Source organism: Micromonospora sp. NPDC047738, from assembly GCF_040642675.1.
Classification (GTDB): domain Bacteria; phylum Actinomycetota; class Actinomycetes; order Mycobacteriales; family Micromonosporaceae; genus Micromonospora.
Genome location: NZ_JBEYSO010000049.1, coordinates 11,076 through 35,548, shown reverse-complemented (window position 1 = coordinate 35,548; position 24,473 = coordinate 11,076). Strand labels below are relative to the sequence as shown.

At 70.2% G+C, this 24,473-nt stretch carries 20 protein-coding genes and 3 pseudogenes; 6 read left to right on the top strand and 17 right to left on the bottom strand.

The window, feature by feature from the left end:
- The first annotated feature begins 340 nt into the window (after window positions 1-340).
- On the top strand, window positions 341-712 hold the full coding sequence (locus ABZ783_RS35395; RefSeq protein WP_357446861.1) for a metalloregulator ArsR/SmtB family transcription factor: 372 nt from the start codon (window positions 341-343) through the stop codon (window positions 710-712).
- Between the two features lie 139 nt (window positions 713-851).
- Here ABZ783_RS35395 and ABZ783_RS35390 read toward each other — a convergent pair.
- The 6 genes and pseudogenes from ABZ783_RS35390 to ABZ783_RS35365 all read right to left on the bottom strand — a co-directional run.
- A pseudogene (locus ABZ783_RS35390) lies at window positions 852-1,157 on the bottom strand (flavoprotein); the annotation flags it as partial.
- A gap of 323 nt (window positions 1,158-1,480) precedes the next feature.
- Window positions 1,481-1,978 (bottom strand): N-acetyltransferase family protein, encoded by a 498-nt coding sequence (locus ABZ783_RS35385; protein ID WP_357446858.1) that lies wholly within the window; start codon window positions 1,976-1,978, stop codon window positions 1,481-1,483.
- Window positions 1,979-2,049: 71 nt separating this feature from the next.
- A pseudogene (locus ABZ783_RS35380) lies at window positions 2,050-2,157 on the bottom strand (ArsR family transcriptional regulator); the annotation flags it as partial.
- A 140-nt stretch (window positions 2,158-2,297) separates the two neighbouring features.
- Complete coding sequence (locus tag ABZ783_RS35375) at window positions 2,298-3,560, bottom strand: hypothetical protein (protein ID WP_357446854.1); 1,263 nt, start codon at window positions 3,558-3,560, stop codon at window positions 2,298-2,300.
- A gap of 186 nt (window positions 3,561-3,746) precedes the next feature.
- Entirely contained in the window at window positions 3,747-4,262 is a 516-nt protein-coding gene (locus ABZ783_RS35370; protein ID WP_357446851.1) for a SigE family RNA polymerase sigma factor, read from the bottom strand.
- A 71-nt stretch (window positions 4,263-4,333) separates the two neighbouring features.
- Window positions 4,334-4,933, bottom strand: coding sequence for a permease-like cell division protein FtsX (locus ABZ783_RS35365; protein WP_357446848.1), 600 nt, complete (start codon window positions 4,931-4,933; stop codon window positions 4,334-4,336).
- A gap of 468 nt (window positions 4,934-5,401) precedes the next feature.
- Between ABZ783_RS35365 and ABZ783_RS35360 the strand changes: the two genes are divergently transcribed.
- Window positions 5,402-5,857, top strand: a complete 456-nt coding sequence (locus ABZ783_RS35360; protein WP_357446845.1) for a hypothetical protein — start codon at window positions 5,402-5,404, stop codon at window positions 5,855-5,857.
- 104 nt (window positions 5,858-5,961) lie between these two features.
- Here the strand turns inward: ABZ783_RS35360 and ABZ783_RS35355 are convergent, their stop codons facing one another.
- Window positions 5,962-6,843: a LysR family transcriptional regulator gene (locus tag ABZ783_RS35355; protein WP_357446842.1), complete on the bottom strand. Its 882-nt coding sequence runs from the start codon at window positions 6,841-6,843 to the stop codon at window positions 5,962-5,964.
- A 69-nt stretch (window positions 6,844-6,912) separates the two neighbouring features.
- On the opposite strand from ABZ783_RS35355, the pseudogene ABZ783_RS35350 reads away from it, so the two are divergent.
- Window positions 6,913-7,773: pseudogene (locus ABZ783_RS35350) on the top strand (EamA family transporter); the annotation flags it as partial.
- 116 nt (window positions 7,774-7,889) lie between these two features.
- On the opposite strand, the gene ABZ783_RS35345 reads toward ABZ783_RS35350, so the two are convergent.
- The 3 genes from ABZ783_RS35345 to ABZ783_RS35335 form a co-directional block, all read right to left on the bottom strand.
- On the bottom strand, window positions 7,890-8,546 hold the full coding sequence (locus ABZ783_RS35345) for a maleylpyruvate isomerase N-terminal domain-containing protein (protein ID WP_357446839.1): 657 nt from the start codon (window positions 8,544-8,546) through the stop codon (window positions 7,890-7,892).
- A gap of 185 nt (window positions 8,547-8,731) precedes the next feature.
- Window positions 8,732-12,169, bottom strand: coding sequence for a phosphocholine-specific phospholipase C (locus ABZ783_RS35340; protein ID WP_357446836.1), 3,438 nt, complete (start codon window positions 12,167-12,169; stop codon window positions 8,732-8,734).
- A gap of 216 nt (window positions 12,170-12,385) precedes the next feature.
- Complete coding sequence (locus tag ABZ783_RS35335; RefSeq protein ID WP_357446833.1) at window positions 12,386-13,369, bottom strand: hypothetical protein; 984 nt, start codon at window positions 13,367-13,369, stop codon at window positions 12,386-12,388.
- A 529-nt stretch (window positions 13,370-13,898) separates the two neighbouring features.
- Here ABZ783_RS35335 and ABZ783_RS35330 point away from each other — a divergent pair.
- The 3 genes from ABZ783_RS35330 to ABZ783_RS35320 all read left to right on the top strand — a co-directional run bounded on the left by ABZ783_RS35330 (window position 13,899) and on the right by ABZ783_RS35320 (window position 16,255).
- Complete coding sequence (locus ABZ783_RS35330; RefSeq protein ID WP_357446830.1) at window positions 13,899-14,555, top strand: YeeE/YedE thiosulfate transporter family protein; 657 nt, start codon at window positions 13,899-13,901, stop codon at window positions 14,553-14,555.
- Window positions 14,555-14,971, top strand: coding sequence for a YeeE/YedE thiosulfate transporter family protein (locus tag ABZ783_RS35325; RefSeq protein ID WP_357446827.1), 417 nt, complete (start codon window positions 14,555-14,557; stop codon window positions 14,969-14,971). Before ABZ783_RS35330 ends, ABZ783_RS35325 begins: the two co-directional genes overlap by 1 nt.
- A 123-nt stretch (window positions 14,972-15,094) precedes the next feature.
- Entirely contained in the window at window positions 15,095-16,255 is a 1,161-nt protein-coding gene (locus ABZ783_RS35320) for an alkaline phosphatase PhoX (RefSeq protein WP_357446824.1), read from the top strand.
- Window positions 16,256-16,409: 154 nt separating this feature from the next.
- On the opposite strand, the gene ABZ783_RS35315 is transcribed toward ABZ783_RS35320, so the two are convergent.
- The 7 genes from ABZ783_RS35315 to ABZ783_RS35285 are packed head-to-tail and all read right to left on the bottom strand — an operon-like array spanning window position 16,410 to window position 24,412.
- Window positions 16,410-17,873, bottom strand: coding sequence for an FGGY-family carbohydrate kinase (locus ABZ783_RS35315; protein ID WP_357446821.1), 1,464 nt, complete (start codon window positions 17,871-17,873; stop codon window positions 16,410-16,412).
- Window positions 17,873-19,492 (bottom strand): fucose isomerase, encoded by a 1,620-nt coding sequence (locus ABZ783_RS35310; RefSeq protein ID WP_357446818.1) that lies wholly within the window; start codon window positions 19,490-19,492, stop codon window positions 17,873-17,875. The genes ABZ783_RS35315 and ABZ783_RS35310 overlap by 1 nt, the downstream gene beginning before the upstream one ends.
- Complete coding sequence (locus tag ABZ783_RS35305) at window positions 19,489-20,499, bottom strand: ketose-bisphosphate aldolase (protein WP_357446815.1); 1,011 nt, start codon at window positions 20,497-20,499, stop codon at window positions 19,489-19,491. The genes ABZ783_RS35310 and ABZ783_RS35305 overlap by 4 nt, the downstream gene beginning before the upstream one ends.
- A gap of 13 nt (window positions 20,500-20,512) precedes the next feature.
- Window positions 20,513-21,148 (bottom strand): class II aldolase/adducin family protein, encoded by a 636-nt coding sequence (locus tag ABZ783_RS35300; protein ID WP_222870800.1) that lies wholly within the window; start codon window positions 21,146-21,148, stop codon window positions 20,513-20,515.
- Window positions 21,145-22,617, bottom strand: coding sequence for an FGGY-family carbohydrate kinase (locus tag ABZ783_RS35295; RefSeq protein WP_357446812.1), 1,473 nt, complete (start codon window positions 22,615-22,617; stop codon window positions 21,145-21,147). The genes ABZ783_RS35300 and ABZ783_RS35295 overlap by 4 nt, the downstream gene beginning before the upstream one ends.
- On the bottom strand, window positions 22,614-23,504 hold the full coding sequence (locus ABZ783_RS35290; RefSeq protein ID WP_357446809.1) for a carbohydrate ABC transporter permease: 891 nt from the start codon (window positions 23,502-23,504) through the stop codon (window positions 22,614-22,616). The genes ABZ783_RS35295 and ABZ783_RS35290 overlap by 4 nt, the downstream gene beginning before the upstream one ends.
- Complete coding sequence (locus ABZ783_RS35285; RefSeq protein ID WP_073836037.1) at window positions 23,501-24,412, bottom strand: sugar ABC transporter permease; 912 nt, start codon at window positions 24,410-24,412, stop codon at window positions 23,501-23,503. The genes ABZ783_RS35290 and ABZ783_RS35285 overlap by 4 nt, the downstream gene beginning before the upstream one ends.
- Between the last annotated feature and the right edge of the window lie 61 nt (window positions 24,413-24,473).

Genomic DNA, 24,473 nt, shown 5'->3' with positions numbered 1-24,473 from the left:
TCGTCCACCCCTGATCGGAGTACGGCGCGGGCGCAAGCGGTACGGGAAGTCTCGCCCTCAGCCAGCGGCAGCTTCCCGGTCACCGGCTCATCGCCTCGACATCGATCCAGGAGAACCCGCGATCACGACCGGCCCACGTCACCGGAATCCCCCCCGAACCAGCCCAAAGACGAAGCGCCATGATCCACACGGCCAATTTAGGATCACCGCGATTCCTAATCAAGTTGGTCAGCCTGAGGCCGTCCGCAAGGTCGTGACCCAAGGAGTAAGCGACTCATCGGCGATCGCCATCGGGTACTGGTCCCGGTTCCACCGGCGGATCGATGGTGTTCGTGGAACGATGGAAGACGTGGGAACTGCCAAAACAACTATGCCTGCTATCTCGCCGCTGGCTGGCGAGCCGATCAAGCGTGCCGATGCCGAGCGGCTCGCGGGAGTGCTGAAGGCATTCGCCGACCCGGCCCGACTGCGGCTGCTCAGCCTGATCCAGTCCGCCCCGGAGGGCGAGGCGTCCGTAAGTGACCTCACCGCCCCGCTCGGTCTCTCCCAGCCGACCGTGAGTCATCACCTTCGGATCCTCACCGAGGCCGGCCTGCTCGAACGCGAGAAACGCGGCGTCTGGGCGTACTACCGGGTGGTACCGTCCGCGATCGCGGCGATAGCCGACCTGTTGACCCCACCCCGCAAGCGGCCGACGAAGAGGACTCGCTGAGGGCCGCTGCCGAGCACCACGCGCCTCGTAGCGGACGGGCAGGATGATCCGGCCGCTCGCCTCGTGGCGTCCTTTCGCGTGCGCCACCGGTGGTGCCCGCCGACGGTGGGGTCGGCGGGCGTCATCGTGGAGGTGGTCATTAGCTGGCGCAGCAGCCGCTGGTCGGGGTGTCGAGGCTGATCAGGTTCAGCGGTGCGGACAGCAGGCCGCCGGAGCTTCCGGTGGCGAGGCCCTTGCCGACCGGCTCGGGGCTGGTGCCGCAGCAGCTGTCGGTGCCGGAGGAGTCGGCGGCGTTGCTGCTGCGGACACCGGTCTCGGGCAAATCGAGCTGGACGTCGCGGGCGGCGGTCCAGTCGCCCGCGAGGGCGGCGACGACGGAGCGGACCTGCTCGTAGCCGGTGGCCATGAGAAAGGTGGGCACCCGGCCGTAGCTCTTCGACTCCACGGTGCCGTCGGCGTGGCGGACGACGACCGCGACGCGCCCGCCGGCCGGGGTGATCGCGTGGACGGAGGAGCCGGTGAGCAGGCGGATGCGGCCGGCGTCGACGTGGTCGCGCAGGCGCGAGCCGGGCACCCCCGCCGGGAGGCGGCTGATCGCGTCCATGCGGACGCCGTAGCGCAGGTGGGGCTTGAGCTGCGGCAGCTCGGCGAGCGGCGGCAGGTAGTCGGCGCCGAGGTCGGCGCCGGTGGGCAGCGCCTCGAGGTCGGAGGCGACCCAGCCCGCGTCGTCGAGCAGGTAGGCCGCCGGTCCACGGCGGCGGTCGAGTGTCAGGTGATGGTGGGGCTGCGGCGTTCGAGGAGGATGACGTCGCGCCAGTGGCCGTGGTGGCGTCCGACGCGTTCGCGGGTGCCGATGACCCGGAACCCGGCGCGCTGGTGCAGGGCGAGGCTGGCGGCGTTCTCGGGGAAGACGCCGGACTGGATGGTCCAGATGCCGGCGGCCTCGGTCGACGTGATCAGGGTGCCCAGGAGCAGTCGGCCGGCGCCGCGCCCCTGGGCGGCGGGGTCGATGTAGACGGAATGCTCGACCACGCCCGCGTAGACGGCGCGGGTCGAGGTGGGTGAGACGGCGACCCAGCCGACGACGGCGTCGTCTGCGTCGATGGCTACGAACCGGTGTTCGGCCAACCTGCCGGCGTCGAACGCCGCCCAGGTCGGCGCGGTGGTCTCGAAGCTGGCGTTGCCGCTGTCGAGGCCGGCCTGGTAGATGGCGAGGACCCGGTCGGCGTCGTCCGCCGTCATGGGGCGGACGGTGACGTCGGCCATCAGCAGCCTCCCTTCGGCTGCGTAGCCGGGCGACCCATCACCACGTCGGCGGCCGACGGGAAGCAGCCAGTGGACCGGGTCAGCCCGACTGCGGTGACGATCTCGCCGACGCTCATCGGCCGGGCGTGCCGGGCGAGGTACTCGACGATCTGCACCCGGGTCGGGTCCGCGAGGGCCCGAGCACTCCTTCTTCGCCGATTGGGATGAAAGTCTAGCGGGTCTGGTCGCGCATACGTCGACCGGGCGTCGGCGCGGGTGGACAGTACGACACGAAAGCGGGCGGGCACCGTTCGCGCCCGCCCGCTTCTTCGCAGGTGTGTCAGTTGAGCAGGAACGTCTGGGTCTGCGGGTTGAGCATCGGCAACTTCCTGGCGCCGGCGGTCTCGCGGCCGCTGTACCGGATCACGTCCACACCTCGGGAGATGTCGTTGGCGACGATCAGGCCGTTGTACCAGTAGGTCGACCACTGGTTGGACTGCATGTCGTAGTAGCCGATCTCCTTCGGGTTGCGCGGGTCGGTCAGGTCAACCACCGAGGTTCCCGAGCCGTACGCGGAGGAGACCAGGATGTTGCGGCCGGCGACCGGCACGTAGTTGAAGTTGTGGTAGGTGTTCGGCTCGGCACGCGGGATGCGCAGGTGGCTCAACGGCGTGCTCGGGTTGTCGACCGCGTAGGTCCAGAGCGCCCCGTACGGCTCCTGCGCGGGCCCGAAGTACTCGTCGCCGAAGGTGACGTACTTCCCGTCGTGGGTGAACGCCGCGCTGTGCCAGATGTCCACGTCGGGAGTGTCGACGTTGGCGATCACGCGCGGGGCCAGGGGGTTGCTGATGTCCCACAGCTGGCCCTGGGACAGGCATGCCGCGGCGGCGAGCTTGCGCGGGGTCAGGACCTGGATGTCGTGGCAGGCGAAGAAGTCGCCGGACGCGCCGGAGAAGGGGTCGATCCCCTTGACGGTGGGCTCGGCGACGACCTTCGCGGCAAGGCCGGCGGCGGCGTCGCCGCCCGGTACGTCGATCACGGAGATCCGCTCGAACGGGGCCTGGCAGTCCGGGCCGATGTTGCTGGCGCTCAGCGGATACGACGCGACGTAGATGTAGGTGCCGCCGTCCTCGCGAGGCACGAGGGTGTGGGTGTGCGAGCCGCAGTCGGTACGGATCGCCTGCAGGAACCGCGGCGCGCTCGGGTCGCTGACGTCGAAGACGCGGATCCCTTCCCATGCGCCGGGGGTGGAGGCGGTGACGTTACGGGATCCCTCGCAGCCTGGCGTGCTCTGCGGCGTGTCCACGGACAGGAACAGCAGGTCACCCCAGACGGAAACGTCGCCCTGGGGGCCGTTGCAATGCACATCGGCGAGTTCGGCCGGTGCGCCCGGCTCGGAGATGTCGATGATCCGGAAGCCGCCGTAGTGGCCGGCGAAGACGAGGCTGCCGGAGAAGGCGAGGTCGGAGTTGGTGCCGCCGGTGTGCGCGGCGGTCGAGAGCAGGTGCATGTTCTTGCTGTAGCCGTCGGCCGGGCTGCTCGGCGGGGGCGGCGGAACGGACCCCTCTTCCCACGGCTCGTGTGCCTCGGCAGGAGAAGCCATCAGGGCAAGCAGAACCGCCGCACCGGCGACGGCGAGTGATCGGATTCGGGAAGGTATACGCACGGCGCTCCCTCACGTCGGACGTGTCGCCACATGACGCGATCACGCAGATGAAGATCAGCCTGCCAAATATTTCCGTCTCTCGCTATCCCTGGCATCGGCACGAGGCGGGCTGGCCGCGGGCCGTCAGGTCCGTACGAAGTCCTCGCCGAGCAGTGCCCGCAGTCTGTTCAGTGCACGGGCGTTCTGAGTCTTCACCACTGACACCGATACGTTGAGGATGCCGGCCACTGTTTCGACGCTCTGATCCTCCCAATGGCGGAGCACCAGGATGGCCTGGTCGCGGATGGGCAGGGCGGCCAGGGCCTGCAGCAGGGCGACGTGCAGTTCCACGGTGTCGTCGGGCCGTCGGTGCGCCGCCTCGGGCAGTTCGGCGAGCACGAGTTCGGCGTGGCTGCGCCGCTTCTTCTGGTCGAAGACGGCGTTCATCAGGACGCGGCGGCTGTACGCCTCGAGATTTGTGGCGTGTCGGATTCTGCCCCACGCCGCGTACATCTTCGCGAAGGTGATCTGGGTCAGGTCCTGTGCGAGATGCCAGTCCCGGCACATCAAGTAGGCGGTACGCCGCAGCCTCGGCGCGGTGGCCTCCACGAACGCGGTGAACTCCGCCTGCCGAGCGGTTTGCTCACGCCGTCGGGCCACGCCCCACCGGGCCACGAGACCGTGCCTGGCGTCAGGGAGTGATCCCGCGGGGTCGGTCCGGGCATCCGCCATCACCTGGCCGCCCAGGCGTTCGTGCCGGGCGGGCATTCGCTGCCGACGACTTCGTCGACCCCGGGCATACGCTCGACGCGAGCCGCCAGGTTGACGTACTGCGACCGCCCGGCCAGCTTGATCCGGAACGACTCCGGCAGCTGGCTGGCTTTGACGGCGCCGACGAGTTGCGGCGCGTCCTCGAATATCTTTCGATACCTGATCAGGGCCTGTTCGCGGCTTTCGTACATCATGGTGCGGACCGCCGGATCGACGTGCAGCATGCTTGCCACCGCGCTGCGCTGTTGATCGGTGATGTCTGCGGTGAGGAAGAGCGAAACATCCGTTGAAGTGTCCTGGACCGGAGACTCGCACGCCGGGTTCACCAGCATCGCAAACCCTGCTGGCACCGTCGCCGGTGGCGCCGAACGCTCCGCCGGTGTCGCCACGTTCACCGCCCCCAACGCCGCGACGGTGGCCACGCCCGCCGCCACCAACCGGTGTCGGCGGCGGCGAAGGTTGGTACCGGTGGCCATGGCCTGGCCGGCCAGGTCACCCGGCGGCGGCTCGGGCTCGTCAGCCAGGGCGCGGGCGAAGAGTAGCCGCAGGTTCTGATCCAAGGTTCACTCCCGTGCTGTGGCGGACTCCACTCTGATGACTGGTTGGGACACCGGATCGGTCACATCGACAGAGCGGACGCTGCCGTTGCTGCCTGCCGCCGGCCGGTCGAGACGCTCTCATCGGCTTCTTCCTGCTGTTGTAGGGAAAGCCCGCACCGAAGACCATCAGCCGCCTGCACACCCGGCCGTCGGAGTTCGTATCGGCCGGGGCCAAGAAAGTACCTGTCCGCCCCGCAGGTCCGCGCCCTACGGAACACGGCCCGCCCGCGCGACATCGTCGGCCGTCCCAACGGGCAACTGGCGCGAGCCTCGGGATCGCCGGTGACAGGCGAGAGCAGCGACGTCTCACACCACTCCCCGCCATCCGTCGACCTCGTGCGGATCAGCTGCGGACCGCTCACCGTCAGGAGACGGGCAGACGTGACCGCAGCGTCCGCCTCACCCCCGACGGCTTGGCAGACTGACCGCGTGACAGACGAGCCCGGCCGTGACGGTCAACTGCCCCGGACACCAACTCTGAAAATCGCGAGGCAGTTGGCGCAGGAGTTGGCAGGGGTGGCGACTGTGGAGGTCGACACCATCGAGGGCGGGATAACGGTGGACGTCACACCAGAAAACCCCGATGCTCGTGCCTTCGGATGGACGGACTTCTCCGATGAACTCATCCTCGGGGTCGGTGACTACGGCGGCCGATGGGAACTGGAAGCCGGCCCTGAAGACGTCGCCCTGCTCGAGGACATCGCCCGCTCAGTGATCGCCGGCAGGGTCCGGGAGGTGCTCGCTCCGGGCCGCTCGGCCGTCTCGGTCACACTCGCCGATGGATCAGTGGAGACCGAGATCGGAGGCGAAGCGCCTGCCGGCTGCCTACCGCTACCCTTCTGGCGGCGTTGGTCCCGCAGCGTCCAGTACGCGCCGTACAGGTAACCCGGCGTGAGCGGTCTTCGCCAACCTGTGTGATCATCGGTCGAGATCTGGCAGTGCCAGGCAGTTCCAATTGGGCCCTTCGGCAAAGGCGGCGGCGCGCTCCGCTACGCGGGGCGGTCCTGCCGGGGTTGGCCGGACCGGTAGGTCTCGCAGGCCAGGTTGACGAGTTCGGTGAGCTGGGCGGGTGGGTCGTCCTTCCACCACGCCAGCCAGACCGGTATCGGCTGGGCGTCGCGGACGGCGCGGTACGCCACCCCGGGTCTGGGATTCTGGTTGGCGGTGGCCTCGGAGGTGATGCCGACCGCCTGGCCGGCGGCGATGAGGGTGAGCCACTCGTCGACGCCGTGGGTGGTGCGGATGGTCGTGGGTTCGGCACCAGGCGGGAACAGGGCGGTTGTGGTGGTGCCGGTCCGGCTGTCGATGGCGACGGGGTACCTGGCCAGGTCGGCGGTGCGTACCGATCGTCGCCGGGCCAGCGGGTTGTCGGTGGCCACGGCGGCGTAGCGGGCCTCCACGCCGAGTAGCGCCGTGTCGAAACGGGGATCGGCCAGGTGCCGGCGGATCACGGCGACGTCGGCGGTGCCTTCGCTGAGCCCGGCGGTCGGGGTGTTGGACTGGACGAACACCAGCGGCACCTGGGGGTGGGCGGCGGCCCACGTCTTCTGCAGCCGTCTGGTGTGTTTGCCCAGCGCCGCCCAGGCATAGCCGACGCGCAGCTCGGTGCGGGACTCCTCGACGATCCGTTGCAGGTGGGCGACCTCGTCGAGTACCCGGCGGGCGGCGGCGACGACGCGGGTGCCGGTGGGGGTGAGCGAGACGTGCCGGGTCGTTCGCTGGAGCAGGCGAGCGCCGAGCGCCGCCTCCAAGGCGCTGACGGAACGTGAGACCGCCGCCTGGGAGACGCCCAGGACAGCCGCCGCGTCGGTGAAGGTGCCGACGTCGACCACCGCGACGAGGGTACGGAGCTGACGCAGCTGCACATCCATACGCCAAGCGTATAACTCTGGCGGCTAGTGCATTTCTCGTATCAGTCGGTGCGGGTCGACACTGCCTTCATGACCGTGAAGACGGCAGGTGAAGTTGCTGCTCAGGGCCTCTGTCAACCGGCTGGAGCCGACCGTGGGCCGCTGCTGCGCGGGATCGTCACAATGACCGGAAGTGCGGCGAGCAGCCAGGTCGGGGCGGCCCTGGGTGCGCACGCGTTCGCCGCCCTCGGGCCCGCCGGGGTCGTCGCCGTGCGGCAGTTCGTCGCGGCGGCAGTGCTCCTGCCGGCCGTACGCCCGAACCTGCGCCGCTTCACCTGGGCGCAATGGTGGCCGACCCTGCTGCTCGGGCTGGTCTTCGCCACGATGAACCTCAGTCTCTACACCGCGATCGACCGGGTCGGGCTCGGTCTGGCCGTCACCCTGGAGTTCCTCGGCCCGCTCGCCGTCGCCCTGGCCGGTTCCCGAACCCGGCTCGACCTGCTCTGCGCGGCGGGCGCCTGCGTCGGCGTGTACGTTCTGGTCCTACCGGGTCCGGCCAGCAACTACCTCGGAGTGGGGCTCGGCCTGCTCGCGGCGGCGTGTTGGGCGGCGTACATCCTGCTCAACCGGCTCGTCGGGGCCCGCCTGCCGGGGTTGCAGGCACCGGCGGCGGCAACCCTGGTGTCTGCGCTGCTCTACCTGCCGGTCGCGGCGATCCTGCTCGCGCAGGGACGACTGGCCGGTACCGCGATCCTCTACGCCGTCGGTGCGGGCGTCCTCAGCTCGGTGGTGCCCTACGCCGCCGACCTGGTCGCGCTGCGTACCGTGCCGGCCCGCTTCTTCGGCGTGTTCATGAGCATCCACCCGGTGCTGGCCGCGCTGGCCGGCCTCGCCCTCCTCGGCCAGGTCCTGGAACCGCACGAGTGGCTCGGCATAGCCATCGTCGTGTCGGCCAACGCCCTGGCCGTCCAGACCGCCTCGATCGCCAAGCCGCGCCACGGCGCGACGCCCCGTGCCCGGGCCGCTCTGGATCGAGTTACGGCGGGAGGGATCATCCGAAGGCCGGCTCAGCCGAGGATGAACGGGAGCTTCGCGACCAGCTCGCCCAGTTCGACCTTTTCCGCGTCGGTCGGCGCGCGGCGTCCGGTGCCGACGAGCAGCGCATCCCGGTCGGAGAAGGACGCGGGGAACGAGGCCCCGGCGATCTTTTCCAGCAGCTCGCGTGACCAGGCGAGCCCCTCGGCGGGCGGGTCCGCCGCGCCCGGGAGATGCGCGGTCAGGTCGAGGTGGTGCAGCGTCCACTCCAGGACGTAAGCGGACAGGTAGTCCTCCACGGTGAGGACCTCGCCACGCGTGCCGACCCGGACCGCCGGGTCGGCGAGTTCGGCGGCGCATCCGGCGGCGGAGCCGACGTCGTCGAGGTGGAACTTCAGCAGCCCCGGATCCTCGTAGGCGGCGGCCAGGCGGACGATCAGCGCGTCGAGCGGGTCGTCGCCGGTCGGCGGCGTTTCGGCGACGTCCCAGTAGGACGCCGCGTTCCGGGTCGGTTCCGTTTCGGCGGGGGTCACGAGGGTGATCAGGACGTCCTGAGCGTCGATGATCAGGTGGCAGACCAGGTCCCGCACGAGCCAGCCGGTACAGCCGGACGGCTGTGCGAAGTCCTCGTCCGGGAGTTCGGCGACCGCCGTGCGCAACGCTGCCCAAGAGCGTGAGAAGAGATCCACTGCGGCACGGTATTGCCGGACCGGGGCGATGTCGAGGGCGACACCGTCGGGCGAGCAGGTGCCGCCGGCGCTCAGGCCAGGAGGCGGGCCCGCCGTACCGGCCGGCCCGCCTCCTGGCCGGCACCGCGGCTCCGCGCGGGGACGATCATGCGTCCCCGCGCGGGGGCGGTCAGGCCGCCGGCCGGTCAGGCGTCCGCGATCGGGCTGGTGCCCAGGCGGACGTTGTCGATCGCCCAGTACCAGTTGTTGCCCGCATTGAAGATCCGAAAGTTGACCTTCGCCGACGTGGCCCCGGCCGGGACGGGGCAGGAGAGCCGGACGAGCCGGTTCTCCTGGTCCTGGCCCTGGTTGGTGTTCCCGGAGGTGGCGCTGCTGTAGCGCAGCAGCTGGACCTTGTCGCCGGTGTCGAACTGGACGGTGACCTCGGCCTCCTGCGGGCTCTCCTGCCGGTAGTGGGAGTCGAAGCCCAGGTGGAGGGTGGAGGTACCCGATGGGATGGCCGCCGCCGGGGTGGTCAGGGTCGAGTCGAACCGACCCCGGCCGGACGGGCTGCCGGTGTCGTCCCAGTCGTCGGGGTCGGCGACCGCGACGACGCCGAGAGAGCGGCTGAAGTTGGGGCGGTTCTGCCCGCCGGGGAACCAGAACTGCTTGGACAGGAAGGTCCAGCCCTGCAGTTCCCGGGTGCCCTGCGGCATGGCCGGCGCGTTGGTGACCGTCCAGCCCTCGGGGGTGGTCCGGGTCCAGCCGAGCAGGCCGGGCCGGCTGAGGTCGGCCGCCGGGGCGAGCGCGGGGACGACGGACTCGAAGTCCTCCGCGAGCAGGTAGCCGGTCATGACCGGCCCGGTCCTGGCGGCCAGGGACGCCGTCGCCTGCTGGACGCTGCCGCTCAGGTTCGCCATGACGGTCGCCTTGAGGCTGCCGGAGACGCGCGCCGCCGAGGCGGGCGCGACGACGTCCCACTCCAGCCGGGCGGAGGAGCGGGCCGGAACGGCCGTCGGCGCGTCGCCCCTGGGGGTGGCGGTCCAGCCCGTCGGGAGGGCCAGCGTGGCGGCCAGGTTGGTAAGCAGGGTGGCGCCGGCATTGGTGACGGTGGCGGTCAGGGTGACCGGCCTGCCCGGCGAGATCACTGTGCCGTCGGTGCCGGGCGAACTCGCCGGACCGGTCAGCGAGACGCTCATCGCCGGGGCGACCCGGGTGCGGACCCGTGTGTCGGCGAGCCTCAGCAGGCCGTTGCCGTCGCCGTGGGCGGCGACCACCAGGCTGCCTGCGGTGGCGTTCGGGGCGGGCGTGACGGTGAAGCGCACCTCGGCCGTGTCGCCGGCGGCAACCACCGTCGGCGCCGCGGCGGTCCGTTCGACCGTCCAGCCGGAGGGGGCGAGCAGGGCGACCGAGAGCCGGTCGAGCTTGGCGTCGGCCTGGTTCCGCACGGTGACGACGACATCGGCCGGGCTGCCCTGCGCGAACGGCGTGTCCAGGGAGGGCAGCGGCTCCGGCAGGGTGATCGTCGCGGCCAGCGCCGGGGCGACACCGGTCGCCGGGTCGGTGACGCCGGGCCTGCCGTCGGCCAGGCGGCCGGTCATCCGGCGCAGGAACGCCGGGTCCTCCTGGTCGACGACCACGACGTCGTACCAGCCGTGGTCGGGGAGGTGGATCGGCACGGTCTGGGTCTCGCCGGGCGCGAGGGTGACGGTCTGGACATGGTCGCCGGGGTTGCGCGGGTAGACCGACTCGCCGACGAGGAGTGTGCGGGTGGCGGTGGAGGGGTTGGCGCACCGGACCTTCACCTGGCCGGGGACGGCCTGCTCGACCAGGTACGCCTCGGCGCCCACACCGGTGCCGCGCAGCTCCCAGACGGACCAGCCGGGGCCAGTGACCTGCAGGTCGTAGCCGTCGGCGTCGTACCCGACGGTGTTGTCGGCGGTCCCGCCTGCGGCGACGGTCCACGCGCGCGGCGCGGTGCCGTCACCCGGGTAGGCGGTGAACGTCGCGGCGGTGGTGCCCGCGTTGCCGAGCCGGAGGCGGACGCCGGAGCCCGTGACGTCGGCCCGCAGGGACAGCCGGTACGGCGAGGGTCGCGTCGGGCGGGTGCCGGCCTCCTGCGCCGGGAGCGACTGCTTCTTCGGCGGTACGGGGTTCCAGCGGCCGACCGCCGACGGCACCGGGCCGGGCTGCTCCAACTTGGGCTGCGCGTATCCGCGGTTGAAGTCGAAGGCGGAGGTCAGGTCGCCGAACACGCTGCGGCGCCAGGCGCTGATGTTGGGCTCCTGGACACCGGTCCACTTCTCCAGGAACCGGATGACCGAGGTGTGGTCGAACGCTTCCGAGCAGACGAAACCGCCCACCGTCCACGGTGAGATGACAGTCATCGGCACCCGCGGGCCGGGGCCGATGGGGAGGCCGTTGAACCAGTCGTCGCTGTTGCCGGAGTCCGGCCGGGGCTCGACCGGGGCCGGCACGTGGTCGAAGTAGCCGTCGTTCTCGTCGAAGTTGATGAACAGGGCCGTCTTCGACCAGGTCTTCGGGTCGCTCGCGATGGCGTCGAGAACGTCGTAGATGAGGTTGGCGCTGCCGACCGGGGTGGAGGAGCTGGGGTGCTCGGAGAGCGCCGCCGTCGGAACCAGCCAACTCACCTTCGGCAGCGTGCCGTTCTTGATGTCGGTTCGGATGCGCTGGACGAGGGTGTTCGGCTCGGAGCGGTAGGCGCCCCGCATGAACAGCCGACGTTCCGCTTCGGTCAGCGCGTCGACACCCTGCTGGAACTGGGCCAGTGCGGCCTTCCGCTGGTCCGCGGTCTTGCCCCACAGGCTGTCGTAGAACTGCTCGGTGGTCGAGTACTGGCCGCTGACCTTGGCGAGGATCTTCCGGCCGATCTCCTTCCAGGGCCGGAAGTACTCCACCGCGTTGTCGGTGAAGTTGTCCCACTCCTGGTAGATCTGCCAGGAGACGCCAGCGGCCTCCAACCGCTCGGGGTACGTCGTCCAGTCGTAGCCCGCGTGGGTGTAGGAGTAGGCGGCGTTGGTGACCGCCCGGTTGACGCCGTCCGGCTCGTAGCCGGTCGTGCCGGTCCACAGGTAGTTGCGGTTGGGGTTGGTCGAGCCGTAGACCGAGCAGAAGTAGGCGTCGCAGATGGTGAAACGGTCGGCCAGTTCGTATTGGAGAGGGATGTCGCGCCGGTCGTAGAAGGCCATGGTGCTCTGGCCCTTGGCCGCGATCCAGTCGTTCCACCAGCCGTTCGCCCGGGCCTGGTTGGCGTCGGAGAAGCCGTGCGGGAGCGCACCGAGGTACTGGATGTCGCTCTCGCGGCGGCCGGCGTCGACCGCCGCCTGCCGGGCCGAGAACGGCAGGACCTTGCCACCACCGGACCGCGGCTGCTCGAAGGCGGTGGCCCCGGTGGGCAGACGCAGCGGCGTACGGTCGCCGAAGCCGCGCACGCCCTTGAGGGTGCCGTAGTAGTTGTCGAAGGAACGGTTCTCCTGCATCAGGATGATGACGTGTTCAATCGCATCCATACCGCCGGGAGGCAGCGGCGCGGCCATCGCCTTGAGCAGTGACGGGGGCAGAAAGGAAAGGGCGGCGCCACCGGCGACGGCGCCGAGAAGCCTGCGGCGGGAGATGTCAGACATGGTGCGGAGAGTAGGTCGCTCCGGTAGCACGAGGTAACCCTTGAGTGACGAGTCTTCGTTGACTGTTCAAGCATCAACGTGGAATGTTCCATCGGCTGTATCGCCACGTTCTCCGTCGCACCCGTTCTTCGTCGCCCATGCCGCAGCGGCACGGCCGAGAACGGAACCGGCCGCCGGACGCGAGGTCCGACGGCCGGTTCCCGAGTGGCGCGGAGGTCAGCTGGTGAAGCGGATCTTGTCCCGGCGACGGCGCAGCGCCATCAGCAGGACACCGCCGCCGATCAGCGCGAGGCCGGTGAGCGAGATGCTCGTGGCAGCCACACCGGTGATCGGCAGGCCGCCCTCGGTACCGCCGCCACCGGTGCCGCCACCCACGGATGAACCCGGGGCACCCGGGGTGCCGGAAGGAATCTCGGAGGGGTTCTCCGAACCGCCCGGGGTCGACGGGTTCGGCGATGGCGACTCCGAGGAGGCGCACGGCTTCAGCCAGAACACCTTGTGCTTGCCGTCGGCCGACTTGCCGCCGATCAGCTCCACGTCGAGCTTGATGTGGTAGCCCTGCTGCTTCTGCGTGAGGCCGGACAGGTCGAGGTCGTTGGCGGAGAGCCGGATGACCTCGTCGTGGTCGTTCTCCGCGCCAGAGGCCGGATCGTTGCTGATCAGCACGTTCTGCCGAGACCAGACGATCTTGTCCTTCGGCGTGCTCGACGGCGGCTGCGCCCAGAGGGTGAGGTTCGCCTTCTGGTTCTCGTCGAAGTTGAAGAACTCGAGCTCGAACTCGCAGGTGACGTGCGGCTCGTTGTCGACCTTGTCTGAGAAGGGCATCCCGTCGATCTTCACGGTGCCGTTGTCGCCCGGCGGGTTGTGCGGGTTGCCGGTGGCCCAGGCCGGGGCGGCAATCCCGAGCAGGGCCGTGGCGGCGGCTGCGGTGAGGGCCGCGCGCGCCACGCGCCGACGCTGTCGCATGAGGAATCCTCCGAAAGTGGTAGAGGGGACGGCACATGATCGCACACCCGGCAGGACCGTCGATATTGAATGTTCCGGGTTGCGACGACGTGGTCGAAGGCGGAGGCCGAGGAGGGCCACCTCCAAGGGGTTCGGGTGCAGACGTCCGACTGCGCCGCGGCCGGAGTCGGGCGCGACCCGGCCGTTGATCAGCGGCGTTTTGCCATGATCACCCCCGGATCGCCGTTTGTCCATACGGTATGTATGCTCGCTGACCGAGACCTACCCCTCCAACTCATGCCAACCCGCCCATTCACCCCGGGTGACGCTGGCCAGATCGGAGCGACATGGCCTGCTCACACGTGCGGGAATGCCCCCTCTTCCCACTGCTCAACGCAAGCTTGCGCGACTGGCGGAGCTACTACTGCGACAGTGCGGAGGGTTGGCGGACGTGTGCTCGGTACAAGCTGTCCCGGACGGGGCGGCTCGTGCCGATCACGCTCCTGCCGAATGGAGTCGACGCGTCACACCTGAGACGCACTCCCGCCGCCGGCGGGTCAGGCCCGGCCGGTCCGCCACAGGCGCCGTCACGGTTCGATCCGGGGCCCCCGCAGCGGTTCGAGCCGGTACCGGTCCGGGAGTCCAACGAGGTACCGGCAGCTCAAGGCGTCAACCCCGGGTCACCCGCACCGGGTCCGCACCCTTCCGAAATGCCATCGACCCCACCGGCGCCTCGGCGGGCTCGTTGGTGGACCCGCCTCTCAGAATGGATCGCAGGTTCCGCATGAACGAATACTGGCCCTGGTGGGCCGGGGCTGTCGGGCTCGCCCTCACCACCATCAACTACGCCGTCACGACCGATCGATCCTTCGGGGTGTCCGGTGCCTGGGACCGGGTGCTGCACTGGCGCGCCGAACGCCGTGTCGAACGGGTGAACGCCCAGTTCGCTGACGAACGGGTCCTCACCGAGGCTCTCGCCGCAGCCGCCGCCGACCAGTTCGGAGCCGGTTCCGCCGCACCTGCCGCGCGTCCCGCGCCGCACGGCGACGCGCGGACCTCGGAACAGGACGGGCGACCGCGAGCGGCGGCGAGTCCCGCACTGGCGAGCCTGCTGCCGGCACCCCTGATCAGCCAGGTCGCCCTGCTCCTGTCGGTCTTCGTCGGCGGCTGGGTGGCGGCGGTTACCACCGGCCGGTTCCAGCTCCGGCTCGACATGGGCGCCGCCTTCGCCCAGATCGTGACCGACAAACCGATCGCGATGATCGGCGCGCTGTTCGTCGGCGGTGTGCTCGTCGGCTTCGGCACCCGTCTCGCCGGAGGGTGCAGCAGCGGTCACGGGCTCAATGGCTGTGGTCGGCTACAGCCGGTCAGCATCGTCGCGACTGCCGTCTTCTTCGGCACCGGCGTCCTCGTGTCGTTCCTGCTGTGGAAGGTGATCTGATGCGCACCCGGGGTGGGATCCTCGTCGCCAACATCATCGCTGGTCTGGCGCTCGGCTACACCGTCGCGAACATCGGGTTCGGTGACTACGCCGAGTTGAACCGCATGTTCACCTTCCAGGAGCTTCGCATGCTCCTGGCCTTCGCCGGCGCCGTAGCGATCATCGTGGTGGTATTCGCCGTATTGCGCGTCCGCCGCACCCCGGGGCGCATCCATGCCGGCGTGATCCCCGGCGCAGTGCTCTTCGGCACCGGCTGGGCGATCTCGGGTGGCTGTCCGGCAATCCCGATCGTGCAGGTCGCCAGCGGGTACCTCCCCGCCTTGGTCACGATCGCCGGCATTGTCGTCGGCATCCGGCTCTGCCGCTGGGCCAACGCGCGGTACTTCCACCTCGACAGCGGATCCTGCGAGCGGTAATCGAACCCGAGGGGGGTGTGTCTACCGATCGCCAAGCGGTCGCCGCGCATCGTTCACCTCACGCTTCGCCGCTGGATAGAAAACCACCACTATGTTCTCGGTACCCGATATCGAGGAGGGTTCATGGATCGGCGCACACTACTGAGGGCGACGGTGGCCGGAGCGGGTGGTCTGGTACTGCCATTCACGGCGTGGTCCACGGCGTACGCGGCACCGGCACAGAACGCCGCCAGCCCCTACGGTCCGCTGCAAGCCGCCGACGCCAACGGCATCCAACTACCGGCTGGCTTCACCAGCCAGGTCATTGCCCGGTCCGGCCAGGTGGTGCCCGGCACATCGTACGTCTGGCACAGCGCGCCGGACGGTGGTGCCGTGATCCCGAACGGCAGCGGCTGGATCTACGTGTCCAACGCCGAGACCAGCGCCACGTCGGGCGGCGGCGCGTCGATGATCTCGTTCAACTCCAGCGGCCAGATCACCGGCGCCTCCCGCATCCTGTCCGGCACCAACAACAACTGTGCCGGCGGCAAGACCCCGTGGAACACCTGGCTGTCCTGTGAAGAGATCAGCCTCGGCCGGGTTTGGGAGACCTACCCCCTGGGTGGTGCGGCCGTCGTACGACCGGCCATGGGCCGGTTCAAGCACGAGGCCGCCGCCGCCGACCCGGTCCGTAAGGTCATCTACCTGACCGAGGACGAGACCGACGGTCGGTTCTACCGGTTCGTCCCGACCACCTGGGGTGACCTCTCCGCCGGCACCCTGCAGGTCCTCGTGGCCGGCACCGCAACGTCCGGCACGTTCACCTGGGCCACCGTCCCCGACCCGGACGGGTCGCCCACGGTCACCCGCAGGCAGGTCTCCGGCGCCAAGGTTTTCAACGGCGGGGAGGGTTGCCACTACGCCAACGACACCGTCTGGTTCACCACCAAGGGCGACAACCGGGTCTGGCAGGTCAACCTCGCCAACAACACCTACGAGCTGGCCTACGACGACAACCTGGTCAACCCGGGCCCGGCCCCGCTCACCGGTGTCGACAACGTCACCGGCTCGACGTTCGGAGACCTCTACGTCGCCGAGGACGGCGGCAACATGGAGATCTGCATGATCACCCCGGACGACACGATCTCGGTGTTCCTGCGGATCAACGGACAGAGCTCGTCGGAAATCACCGGCCCCGCCTTCACCCACGCCGGCGACCGGCTCTACTTCTCGTCCCAGCGCGGCACGACGGGATCCTCGACCGGCGGCATCACCTACTGCGTGACCGGGCCCTTCCGTACCTGACCCCCGACCCGCATGGATCAGCCTGGCCCGCCCCATCCGTGGGGCGGGCCAGTCGGGGCTGTCTCGCCAACGGTGTTTCCAGCGATTGGTTAGTGGGTTTCAGCGGACGAGAAGCGGTCGCTGAGGGTATGCGCAGGTAGCGGGCTACGAGTCGTCACGGTCCGGAGAGCCGATGCACGATCGGTGTGGTGGACTCGTACAGCGCCAGGTAGTCGGCGAAGAGGGCGTCGTACCGGTCACGGTGTCGGGGGTCCGGCTCGATCGAACGGACCATCGGGTTCCATGCTGCGGTGTCGGATGCCGCCCCGGTCGCGGCCGCGGCCAGCATCGCGTCGCCGTACGCCGCCCCGGTCGTCTCCCGGGGAAGCTCCTGCACCAGGCCGGTCACGTCGCTGACGATCTGCGTCCACAGGTCGCCGGTGGTCCCGCCACCGACCGGTACGACCCGCGCCGGCACCGCCCCGGCCTCGCGCATTGCCGCGATGTTGTGTCGCACCCCGTACGCGACCCCCTCCAGCGCCGCCCGGTACAGGTGGCCTCGGCCGTGGCCGAGGGTCAGTCCCGCCACCACGCCCCGCGCCCGGGGGTCGAAGATCGGCGTACGCTCCCCGGCCAGGTAGGGCAGCATCAGCAGTCCGTCGCTGCCGGGCGCGACCGCGGTCGCCTCCTTGGTCAAGGCGGCGTAGTCCGCGCCGGTCAGGTCGGCCAGCCAGCCGGTGACCGACCCGGCGGTGGCCATCCCGGCGGCGAGGCAGTTCACCCCGGGACGTAGGCCGACGGTGGGCCACAGCCGGCTGCTGGTCAGCGGCCGGTCGGTCATCGCGACCAGGAACATGGTGCTGCCGTACATCAGCATGAGGTCGCCGGGCGCGCGGACGGCGACGCTCTCCGCCTCAGCCCAGGCGTCGATGGTGCCGGCGGTCACCGGCAGACCGGCGGGCAGGCCGGTCAGCCGGGCGGCCTCGGTGGTGACCCGGCCGGCCACCTCGTTCGCCCAGCGCAGCGGAGGGCGCCGGACGTGCGGCGCGATCTCGTCCCACCAGGCGGCGTCCCAGTCGCCGGCACGCTGGTCGTAGAGCGGGCTCACCTGGCTCGCCGAGTGGTGGTCGAGCAGGTACTCGCCGGTGAGCCGGTGCACCAGGAAGGAGCTGGCCATGAACATCATTCGAGTTCGGGAAAAGATCTCCGGCTCGTGCCGGGCGAGCCAGTACAGCTTCGGCCCGATCGCCTGGGAGGTGAGGATCGACCCGCGGCGCACGATCTCCGCCGCGCCCCACCGGTCGGTGAGCAGGCCAATCTCCTCCTCGGCCCGGGTGTCGATGCCGTAGAGGACGGCTGGGCGCAGCGGCCTGCCGGCCTCGTCGGCGGGCAGCAGGCACGGTCCGATGCCGCTGACCCCCAGGCCGGCCGGGCGCATGTCGGGATCGGCGGTCAGTTCGACGATCACCCGCCGGAAGTCGTCCCACCAGACCGACTCCGGATCGTGCTCGTACCAGCCGGGTCGCGGGCTGCTCAGGCCGTGCGCGACCTGCGCACGGGCCACGACCCGGCCGTCCGCGGTGACGGCGACGCCTTTGGTGCTCGCGGTGCCGACGTCGACGCCGAGGAAGACGTCCATCAGAGCAGCGGGACGTTGTCGGGCCGGCTGCCGCAGAGGTTGACTCGCATGCCCAACTGGTGCGCGGTCAACGCCTTCGCGGCGAGCAGTTCGTCGGCTCCGGCCGCGTCGGTGGCGTAGCTGACCTGGATGTGGTTCGACCGGTGCCGGGCCATGAACTGGTCCCGGGTGACGCCGTGCAGCACAGCGTGCATGATCGGCCACTCCCGGGTGGTCGCCGCCCACCGCCGTTCGGTCTCCGCCGCGGGTAGCTCCACCACGGTGGCCCGGCCGAGGTCCATGTGCAGCTCGCCGCCCTCGACGAAGATCCGCGACCAGACCAGCTCGCCGGGCTTGGCCACGCCCCGCACCGTGCCCCCACCGAGCCGGAAATAAAGCGGTGGCTGGCGCATCGAGTCGGTGCCCGCGTACCCGCCGATGTGGTGCTCGGGCGGCACCGCGCCGGAGATCTCGAAGACCCAGACGAAGTCGTCCACCGTGCCGCTGGCGTCGTGGTCGCCCCACCGCACGTCGTGCAGGGTGGTCTCCACCGGCTGCCCGAGCGCGCCGGCCAGCCGGGTGGTGAGCAGGGCGTCCAGGCCGGCGCACTCGTCGACCTCGTTGAAGTGGGTGATCGGGGCGCCGTCGCGGATGACCGCACCGTCGTCCCCGGTGACCGGCGGGCGGTCGGCGTTGTTCAGCAGGCCCTCTGCCAGGTCGGAAGCGGGGAGGACGTCGGCGAGACCGAGCTGGTACTGGATGCCGATGATGTCGCACCGGAACCGGTCCGCGATCCGGGCCGCGGCGGCGTACATCCGCAACTGGAGCAGGACCTGCTCGCGGGTGAGCTCGGTGGCCTCGTCGGTGCCGAAGTGGAAGGTCATGCCCCGGTCGGTCAGCCACCGCAGGGCGGCCACCGCCTCGTCCTCGCTCGCCCGCATGGTCTCGGCGTACAGGGCCGACTGGGACAGCCGCTCCTTGAAGACGTTGAGCGGGAAGAGCAGCTCGTCAGGGATGATCGCGTTGTACATGCCCATGCAGCCCTCGTCGAAGACGCCGAGGATGGCGCCCTCTCGGCGCAGTCGGCCGAGGACGTCGTCGGCGGCCTGGCGGGCACGGCCGTCCACGATGGACGCGTCGAACGGCGTGACGTGGCTGAGGTCGTGCTGGATGCCGCCCTTGGTCAGCCATTCGTCGAGGCGGGCGTTGAACCAGTCGTCGGTGAAGGTGCGGCTCCACAGGGTCTCGAACGGCCGCCCGGCCTTGGCCAGCGAGGCGTTGAGGTTGAGCAGGCCGACCAGGCCGGGCCACTCCCCTTCCCAGTTGGCCACGGTGAGGATCGGGCCGCGGTGGCGCAGCAGCCCGCCGAGGACCTGCTGGGAGAACATCCACACACCTTCGGCCATGACCACCGGGGCGTCCGGCGGCAGCGCGCCGAGCACCGCGAGGCCCTGCGCCTGGCTGGCGATGAAGCCGTGCCCCTCCGGCGTGTCCGCCGGGTGCGCCCGTTCCAGGGTGACGCCCCGCTTCCGGAACGCCTCCGTGAGGAGGGCCTCGAACCGCTGTTGGGCGGGCCAGCAGAGCTGGTTGGCGGACAGCCGCTGGTCGCCGTTGGCGACGAGGTACGCGTGCTCGATCATGACGTCTCCAGGGTGTAGCGACGGGCCATCTCGGCGAGAGGTACGGGCTGGTAGTCGTCGGCGTGGCCGGCCTGCCCGAAGAGGCGCATCCGCTCGGCGACCATCCGCTGCATCGCCTCGCGGCCGGGGCGCAGGTAGTACGCCGGATCGACGTTCAGCCGGTCCGTGCCCAGCGCCTGCCGCGCCGCCCCGGTGAAGGCCAGGTGCGAGTCCATGCCCTGGTTGATCTTGCGGACGCCCATGGTGATGGACCGGACCTTCTCCGCGTCCGGCACGCCCCAGGACTCGGGCAGGCCGGCGCCGTACCGGTTGTTCTGCTCCCGCAGCTGAGCGGGCAGCGACGACGAGCCGTGCATGACCAGGTGGGTCTGCGGCACCAGGCTGCTGATCTTTTCGATCAGCGTCATCTGCAGCACGGACCCGTCCGGGGGTGCGTCGAACTTGTAGGCGCCGTGCGAGGTGCCGATCGCCACGGCGAGGGCGTCCACGCCGGTCGCCGTCACGAATTCCCTGGCCTGGTCGGGGTCGGCGAGCACGATCGGCGCCCGGGATCCGTCGGTCTTGGAGCCGCCGATCGTGCCCAGCTCGCCCTCGACGGAGACCCCGTGGCGGTGGGCCTCCGCCACCACCTCGGTGGTCACCGCGAGGTTCTCGGCGAACGAGGACGGGGTGCCGTCGGCGCGGAGGCTGCCGTCGATCATGACGCTGGTGAAGCCGTTGTCCATCGCTCGCCGGCAGGTGGCGGGGTCCGGGCCGTGGTCCAGGTGCAGCACCACGGGCAGCTGCGGGTAGCCGTCGATCAGGTGATGCAGCGCCGACCAGAACCGCTCGTCGCCGCCGTGAGCGGTGACGCCGGCCAGCGAGGCGAGGATGACCGGCGACGACGTCTCGGCGGCGGCGTCGAGGACCGCCTCGGCCTGCAGCACGTCGCTGACGTTGAACGCGCCGAGAGCGTACCCGCCGCGCCGCGCCTCGTCCAGCGCCTGTCGGAGAGTGACCAGTGGCATGGGGTGCCCTTCCTCAGAGCGACGTGGTGATGCCGAGCGAGTGGTAGTCCAGGACGATCGGCTTGTCGGTCAACGCCCGGGCGTGCAGCAGCACCTTGGCGGCGCTCTCCACCGCGACGGTGGTCTTGAACGCGTCCCGCAGGTTCTCGCCCACGGTAAGCAGCCCGTGGTTCGCCCAGACCACGGCGTTCAGGTCCCCCATCACGTCGCACATCGCGTCGCCGAACTCGGTGCGGTTGCTGAGGGCGAACGGCATGATCGGGACATCGCCCTTGGTGTAGATGACCATGTTGACCAGGGCACCGGTGATCGGCTGGCCGGCCACCCCGAAGACGTTGGCGAAGACCGGCTCGGTGTGCACGATCGCGTTCACGTCCGGCCGCCGACGGTAGACCGCCAGGTGCACGGTCACCTCCGAGGACGGCTGGTGCGGCCCCTCGATGACGTTGGCGTCGGCGTCCACCACCACCATGTCGTCGGCCGTCATCCGGTCGTACTCCAGGTCGGTCGGGGTGATCAGGAAGCGGTCCGTGCCGGGCAGCCGGACGCTGATGTTGCCCTGGGTGTTGAAGTTGAGGCCGTAGCGCATGGACAGCAGGCAGTAGTCCAGCACGTCCTGCTTGGTCTGCTGCAGGTCGAACTCGGTCACCGGATCTCCTTCGGATCGAAAAAACTACGGTCGTGCGGGATGAGGGTCGGATAGAGGTCACGGAACCGGCGCGACTGCGCGGCGTACCACTGGGCCGTGCCGGGGTCGGGGTGGGCGACCGGCAGGCAAGCCGGTGCGGGCAGCTCGGCGAGCGACGGATAGCGGCCGATGCCGGCGCCGGCCTGCAGGGCCGCGCCGCGGGCGGCCGCGTGCCCGGGCACCGGGGTCAGCGCAAGGCCGGCGGCGGAGGCGCGGATGGCCAGCGTCCGGTGGCTGCGGGCGCCACCGCCGACGGCGTGTACGGCGCCGATCGTGACGCCCCGCGCGGTGAGCGCGTCGGCGATCTTGCGCAGCTCGAACGCGGACGACTCGAGGAAGGCGCGGGCGAGTTGCTCCCGGGTGGTCTCGAGGGTGAGCCCGACGACGGCGCCACGGGCCCTCGGGTCGTTGTCGAGCGTCCCGGATCCGGCGAAGTACGGCAGCACCAGCACCTGCGGCGGCTCGGGCGACGCCGCCTCGAAGAGGGCGTCGCGCTCGGTCGGCCCGGCGACGCCGGCCAGCGTGGCGAACCAGTCCAGCGCCCAACCGCCTGCGGCGGTGCCGGCCAGGGTGAGCCAGCGACCCTCACCCATCGGGTACGACGCCAAGCCGGTGCCGACGAGCCCGCCGGGACGTACGGGTGATCCGACGGTCAGGCAGTCGCTGGATCCGAAGGAGAACACGGCCGCCGAGCCGAACCGCCCCCCGCCGCCGAGGAACGACGACGCCTGGTCGTGCGATCCGACCACGAGCGGCAGGCCGGCCGGCAGTCCCGTGGCGCCGGCCGCCTCGGCGCTGAGCTTGCCGATCATGGTGCCCGGTGGCACCACCTCGGGCAGCAGGGCGACCGGGACGCCGGTGGCGGCGAGCAGCTCGGTCGACCAGACGCCGCGGTCGACGTCGAAGCCGCCGGTACGGGCCGCCATACTGGTGTCCAGCGCCGGCCGCGCGCCGAGCCGGGCGGCGACGTAGTCGCCCAGGCAGCGGTAGCCGCGCACGTCCGGACCGGTCCAGCCGGGAATCTTGTAGACGGAGAACATCGGGTGCGGCGGCTGGCCAGTGATCCGCTGCACCTCGCCGGCGCCCAGTTCCGCGGCGACCTGGTCGGCCAGGCCGGCACCGCGCCGGTCCATGCTCACCGGCGCCGGAGCGAGAGCCTTGCCCTCGGCGTCGACCGGCAGGACCGCCTCGCCCTGCACGCTGAACGAGATCGCCTCCGGCGGGTCGGCGGCCACCGCGTCGCGGGCGGCGACCTCGGCGAGCAGCGCGGTGGCCGCGGCAAGCACCTCGTCGGCGTCGGTCTCCACGATGCCGGGCGCCGGCCGGTGCAGGGCGGTCGCGCGGGCCGCGCCGGCGATCTCGACGCCGGCCGCCGAGATCGCCACCACCCGCACGCCGCTGGTGCCCAGGTCGACGCCGAGCAGGCTCATTTGATCGCCCCGGACAGGCCGTTGACCAGGTGGCGCTGGACCAGCAGGAAGACCACCACGATCGGGATCGAGATGAGCACCAGGATCGCGAACAGCGCGCCCGGCTGGCTGAGGAAAGTGCCGCGGTAGGCCAGCGGGATCAGGGTCAGTGGCTTGAGCGAGTTGTCCTCGAGGGTGACCAGCGGCAGCAGAAAGTCGTTCCAGGACGACATGGACTGCCAGATCGCCACGACGGCCAGCGCGGGCCGGCTCAGCGGCAGGTAGACCTTCCAGTAGACGGAGAACTTGCTGGCGCCGTCCAGCATGGCCGCCTCGTACAGCTCGTTCGGCACCGCGAGGAACGACGTGCGGATGATGATGACCGCGAACGGCAGGCCCAGCGCGGTGTAGACGAGCACCAGGCCGGCCAGGTTGTTGTACAGGCCCATGGCCTGAAGGATCTTGAAGGTGGCCACCACGATGCTCGACATCGGCAGGATCAGCGCCAGGGTCAGCGCCCCGAAGATCACCGCCTTGAGCGGTACGCGCAGCCGCGCCAGCGCGAACGCGGTCATGGAGCCGAACAGGATGACCAGCAGCACCGACGGGACGGTGACCAGCAGGCTGTTCACCAGGTTCCGCAGGATCGGATTGTTCGTCCAGATCTGCGCGTAGTTGCCCAGCGACGGCTCCTGCGGGAACAGCCCGAGGGCGGTGGTGCCCGGGTTCGAGGTGGGCAGCAACGACAGGCCGACGACCATGACGAGCGGGATCAGCCAGAGCACGGCCAGCGGGGCGAGAACGGCGTGTGACCAGTGTGGAAGGCGTCGCCGGTGCGGCCGGACCGGTCCGGAGTCGGCTCGTGCCGGCGCGCCGGTCGCCGGGATGGCCTTGCGGTCAGTGGTCATTTCTCGTCTCCGGTGAGGAAGCCCGATCCGAACGCCCGCACCATCGACAGCGAGCTGATCACCGCGATCAGCAGCAGGACCGCGCTGATGGTCGAGGCGTACCCGACGCTCTGCAGTTGGAAGGCCTGCTTGAAGGTGTAGGTGGGGAGCATCTCGGAGGCGTGGTTGGGTCCGCCCTCGGTGAGGACGTAGACGAGTTCGAAGGTTTTCAGCGAGCCGATGATGCCGAGCAGCAGCAGGGACAGGTGGGTCTGCCGGAGCAGCGGCCAGATGATGCTGCGGATCGTGCGCCAGGTGCCGGCACCGTCGATCTTGGCGGCGGCCAGCACGCTGCTGTCGATGAGCTGCAGGCCGGCGAGGTAGAACAGCATGGAGAAGCCGGTCCACATCCACACGTTGACGACGATCGCGGCGAAGATGGCGGTCTTCGGGTCGGCGAGGTAGCCGTGCACCAGGAAGTCGAGCCCGGTGGCCCGGCCCAGCTTGGCGACCACGCCGTTGAACGGGTCGAAGATGCGCTGCCAGACGATGCCCACCACGACCGGGGAGAGCACGGCGGGGATGAAGAAGATCGCCCGGTAGATCGCCCGGCCGCGCAGCTTCTCGTTGAGCAGCATGGCCAGGAAGAACCCGATGAGGGCCTGCGGGATGATGGTGAGCAGGATCCACCAGCCGGAGTTCTTCAGGGTGGTCAGGAAGATCGGATCCTGGAAGAGCCGGGTGTAGTTGCCGAGACCGACGAATCTGCCCGGGTTCACCCCGTCCCAGTCGAGGCTGCTGGCCTGGAAGTTGTAGACGATCGGGTAGATGACGAAGATCCCGAACAGCACGATGGCCGGCAGCAGGAAGAGGGTTCCGGCAAGCCACTCCCGGGGAGCGGTGTGCTTCTGAACGGTGTGGTCACTCATTGGTCAGCTCCGTGGCCGGATGAGGGTGTGGGCCGCACACCCTCATCCGCCTGGTTCGGGC

Coding starts and splice junctions, on each gene's coding strand:
- ABZ783_RS35395 (WP_357446861.1), top strand. CDS start 341: ATGGAAGACGTGGGAACTGCCAAAACAACTATGCCTGCTATCTCGCCG.
- ABZ783_RS35385 (WP_357446858.1), bottom strand. CDS start 1,978: ATGGCCGACGTCACCGTCCGCCCCATGACGGCGGACGACGCCGACCGG.
- ABZ783_RS35375 (WP_357446854.1), bottom strand. CDS start 3,560: ATGGCTTCTCCTGCCGAGGCACACGAGCCGTGGGAAGAGGGGTCCGTT.
- ABZ783_RS35355 (WP_357446842.1), bottom strand. CDS start 6,843: ATGGATGTGCAGCTGCGTCAGCTCCGTACCCTCGTCGCGGTGGTCGAC.
- ABZ783_RS35340 (WP_357446836.1), bottom strand. CDS start 12,169: ATGTCTGACATCTCCCGCCGCAGGCTTCTCGGCGCCGTCGCCGGTGGC.
- ABZ783_RS35335 (WP_357446833.1), bottom strand. CDS start 13,369: ATGGACAAACGGCGATCCGGGGGTGATCATGGCAAAACGCCGCTGATC.
- ABZ783_RS35330 (WP_357446830.1), top strand. CDS start 13,899: ATGAACGAATACTGGCCCTGGTGGGCCGGGGCTGTCGGGCTCGCCCTC.
- ABZ783_RS35325 (WP_357446827.1), top strand. CDS start 14,555: ATGCGCACCCGGGGTGGGATCCTCGTCGCCAACATCATCGCTGGTCTG.
- ABZ783_RS35320 (WP_357446824.1), top strand. CDS start 15,095: ATGGATCGGCGCACACTACTGAGGGCGACGGTGGCCGGAGCGGGTGGT.
- ABZ783_RS35315 (WP_357446821.1), bottom strand. CDS start 17,873: ATGGACGTCTTCCTCGGCGTCGACGTCGGCACCGCGAGCACCAAAGGC.
- ABZ783_RS35310 (WP_357446818.1), bottom strand. CDS start 19,492: ATGATCGAGCACGCGTACCTCGTCGCCAACGGCGACCAGCGGCTGTCC.
- ABZ783_RS35305 (WP_357446815.1), bottom strand. CDS start 20,499: ATGCCACTGGTCACTCTCCGACAGGCGCTGGACGAGGCGCGGCGCGGC.
- ABZ783_RS35295 (WP_357446812.1), bottom strand. CDS start 22,617: ATGAGCCTGCTCGGCGTCGACCTGGGCACCAGCGGCGTGCGGGTGGTG.
- ABZ783_RS35290 (WP_357446809.1), bottom strand. CDS start 23,504: ATGACCACTGACCGCAAGGCCATCCCGGCGACCGGCGCGCCGGCACGA.
- ABZ783_RS35285 (WP_073836037.1), bottom strand. CDS start 24,412: ATGAGTGACCACACCGTTCAGAAGCACACCGCTCCCCGGGAGTGGCTT.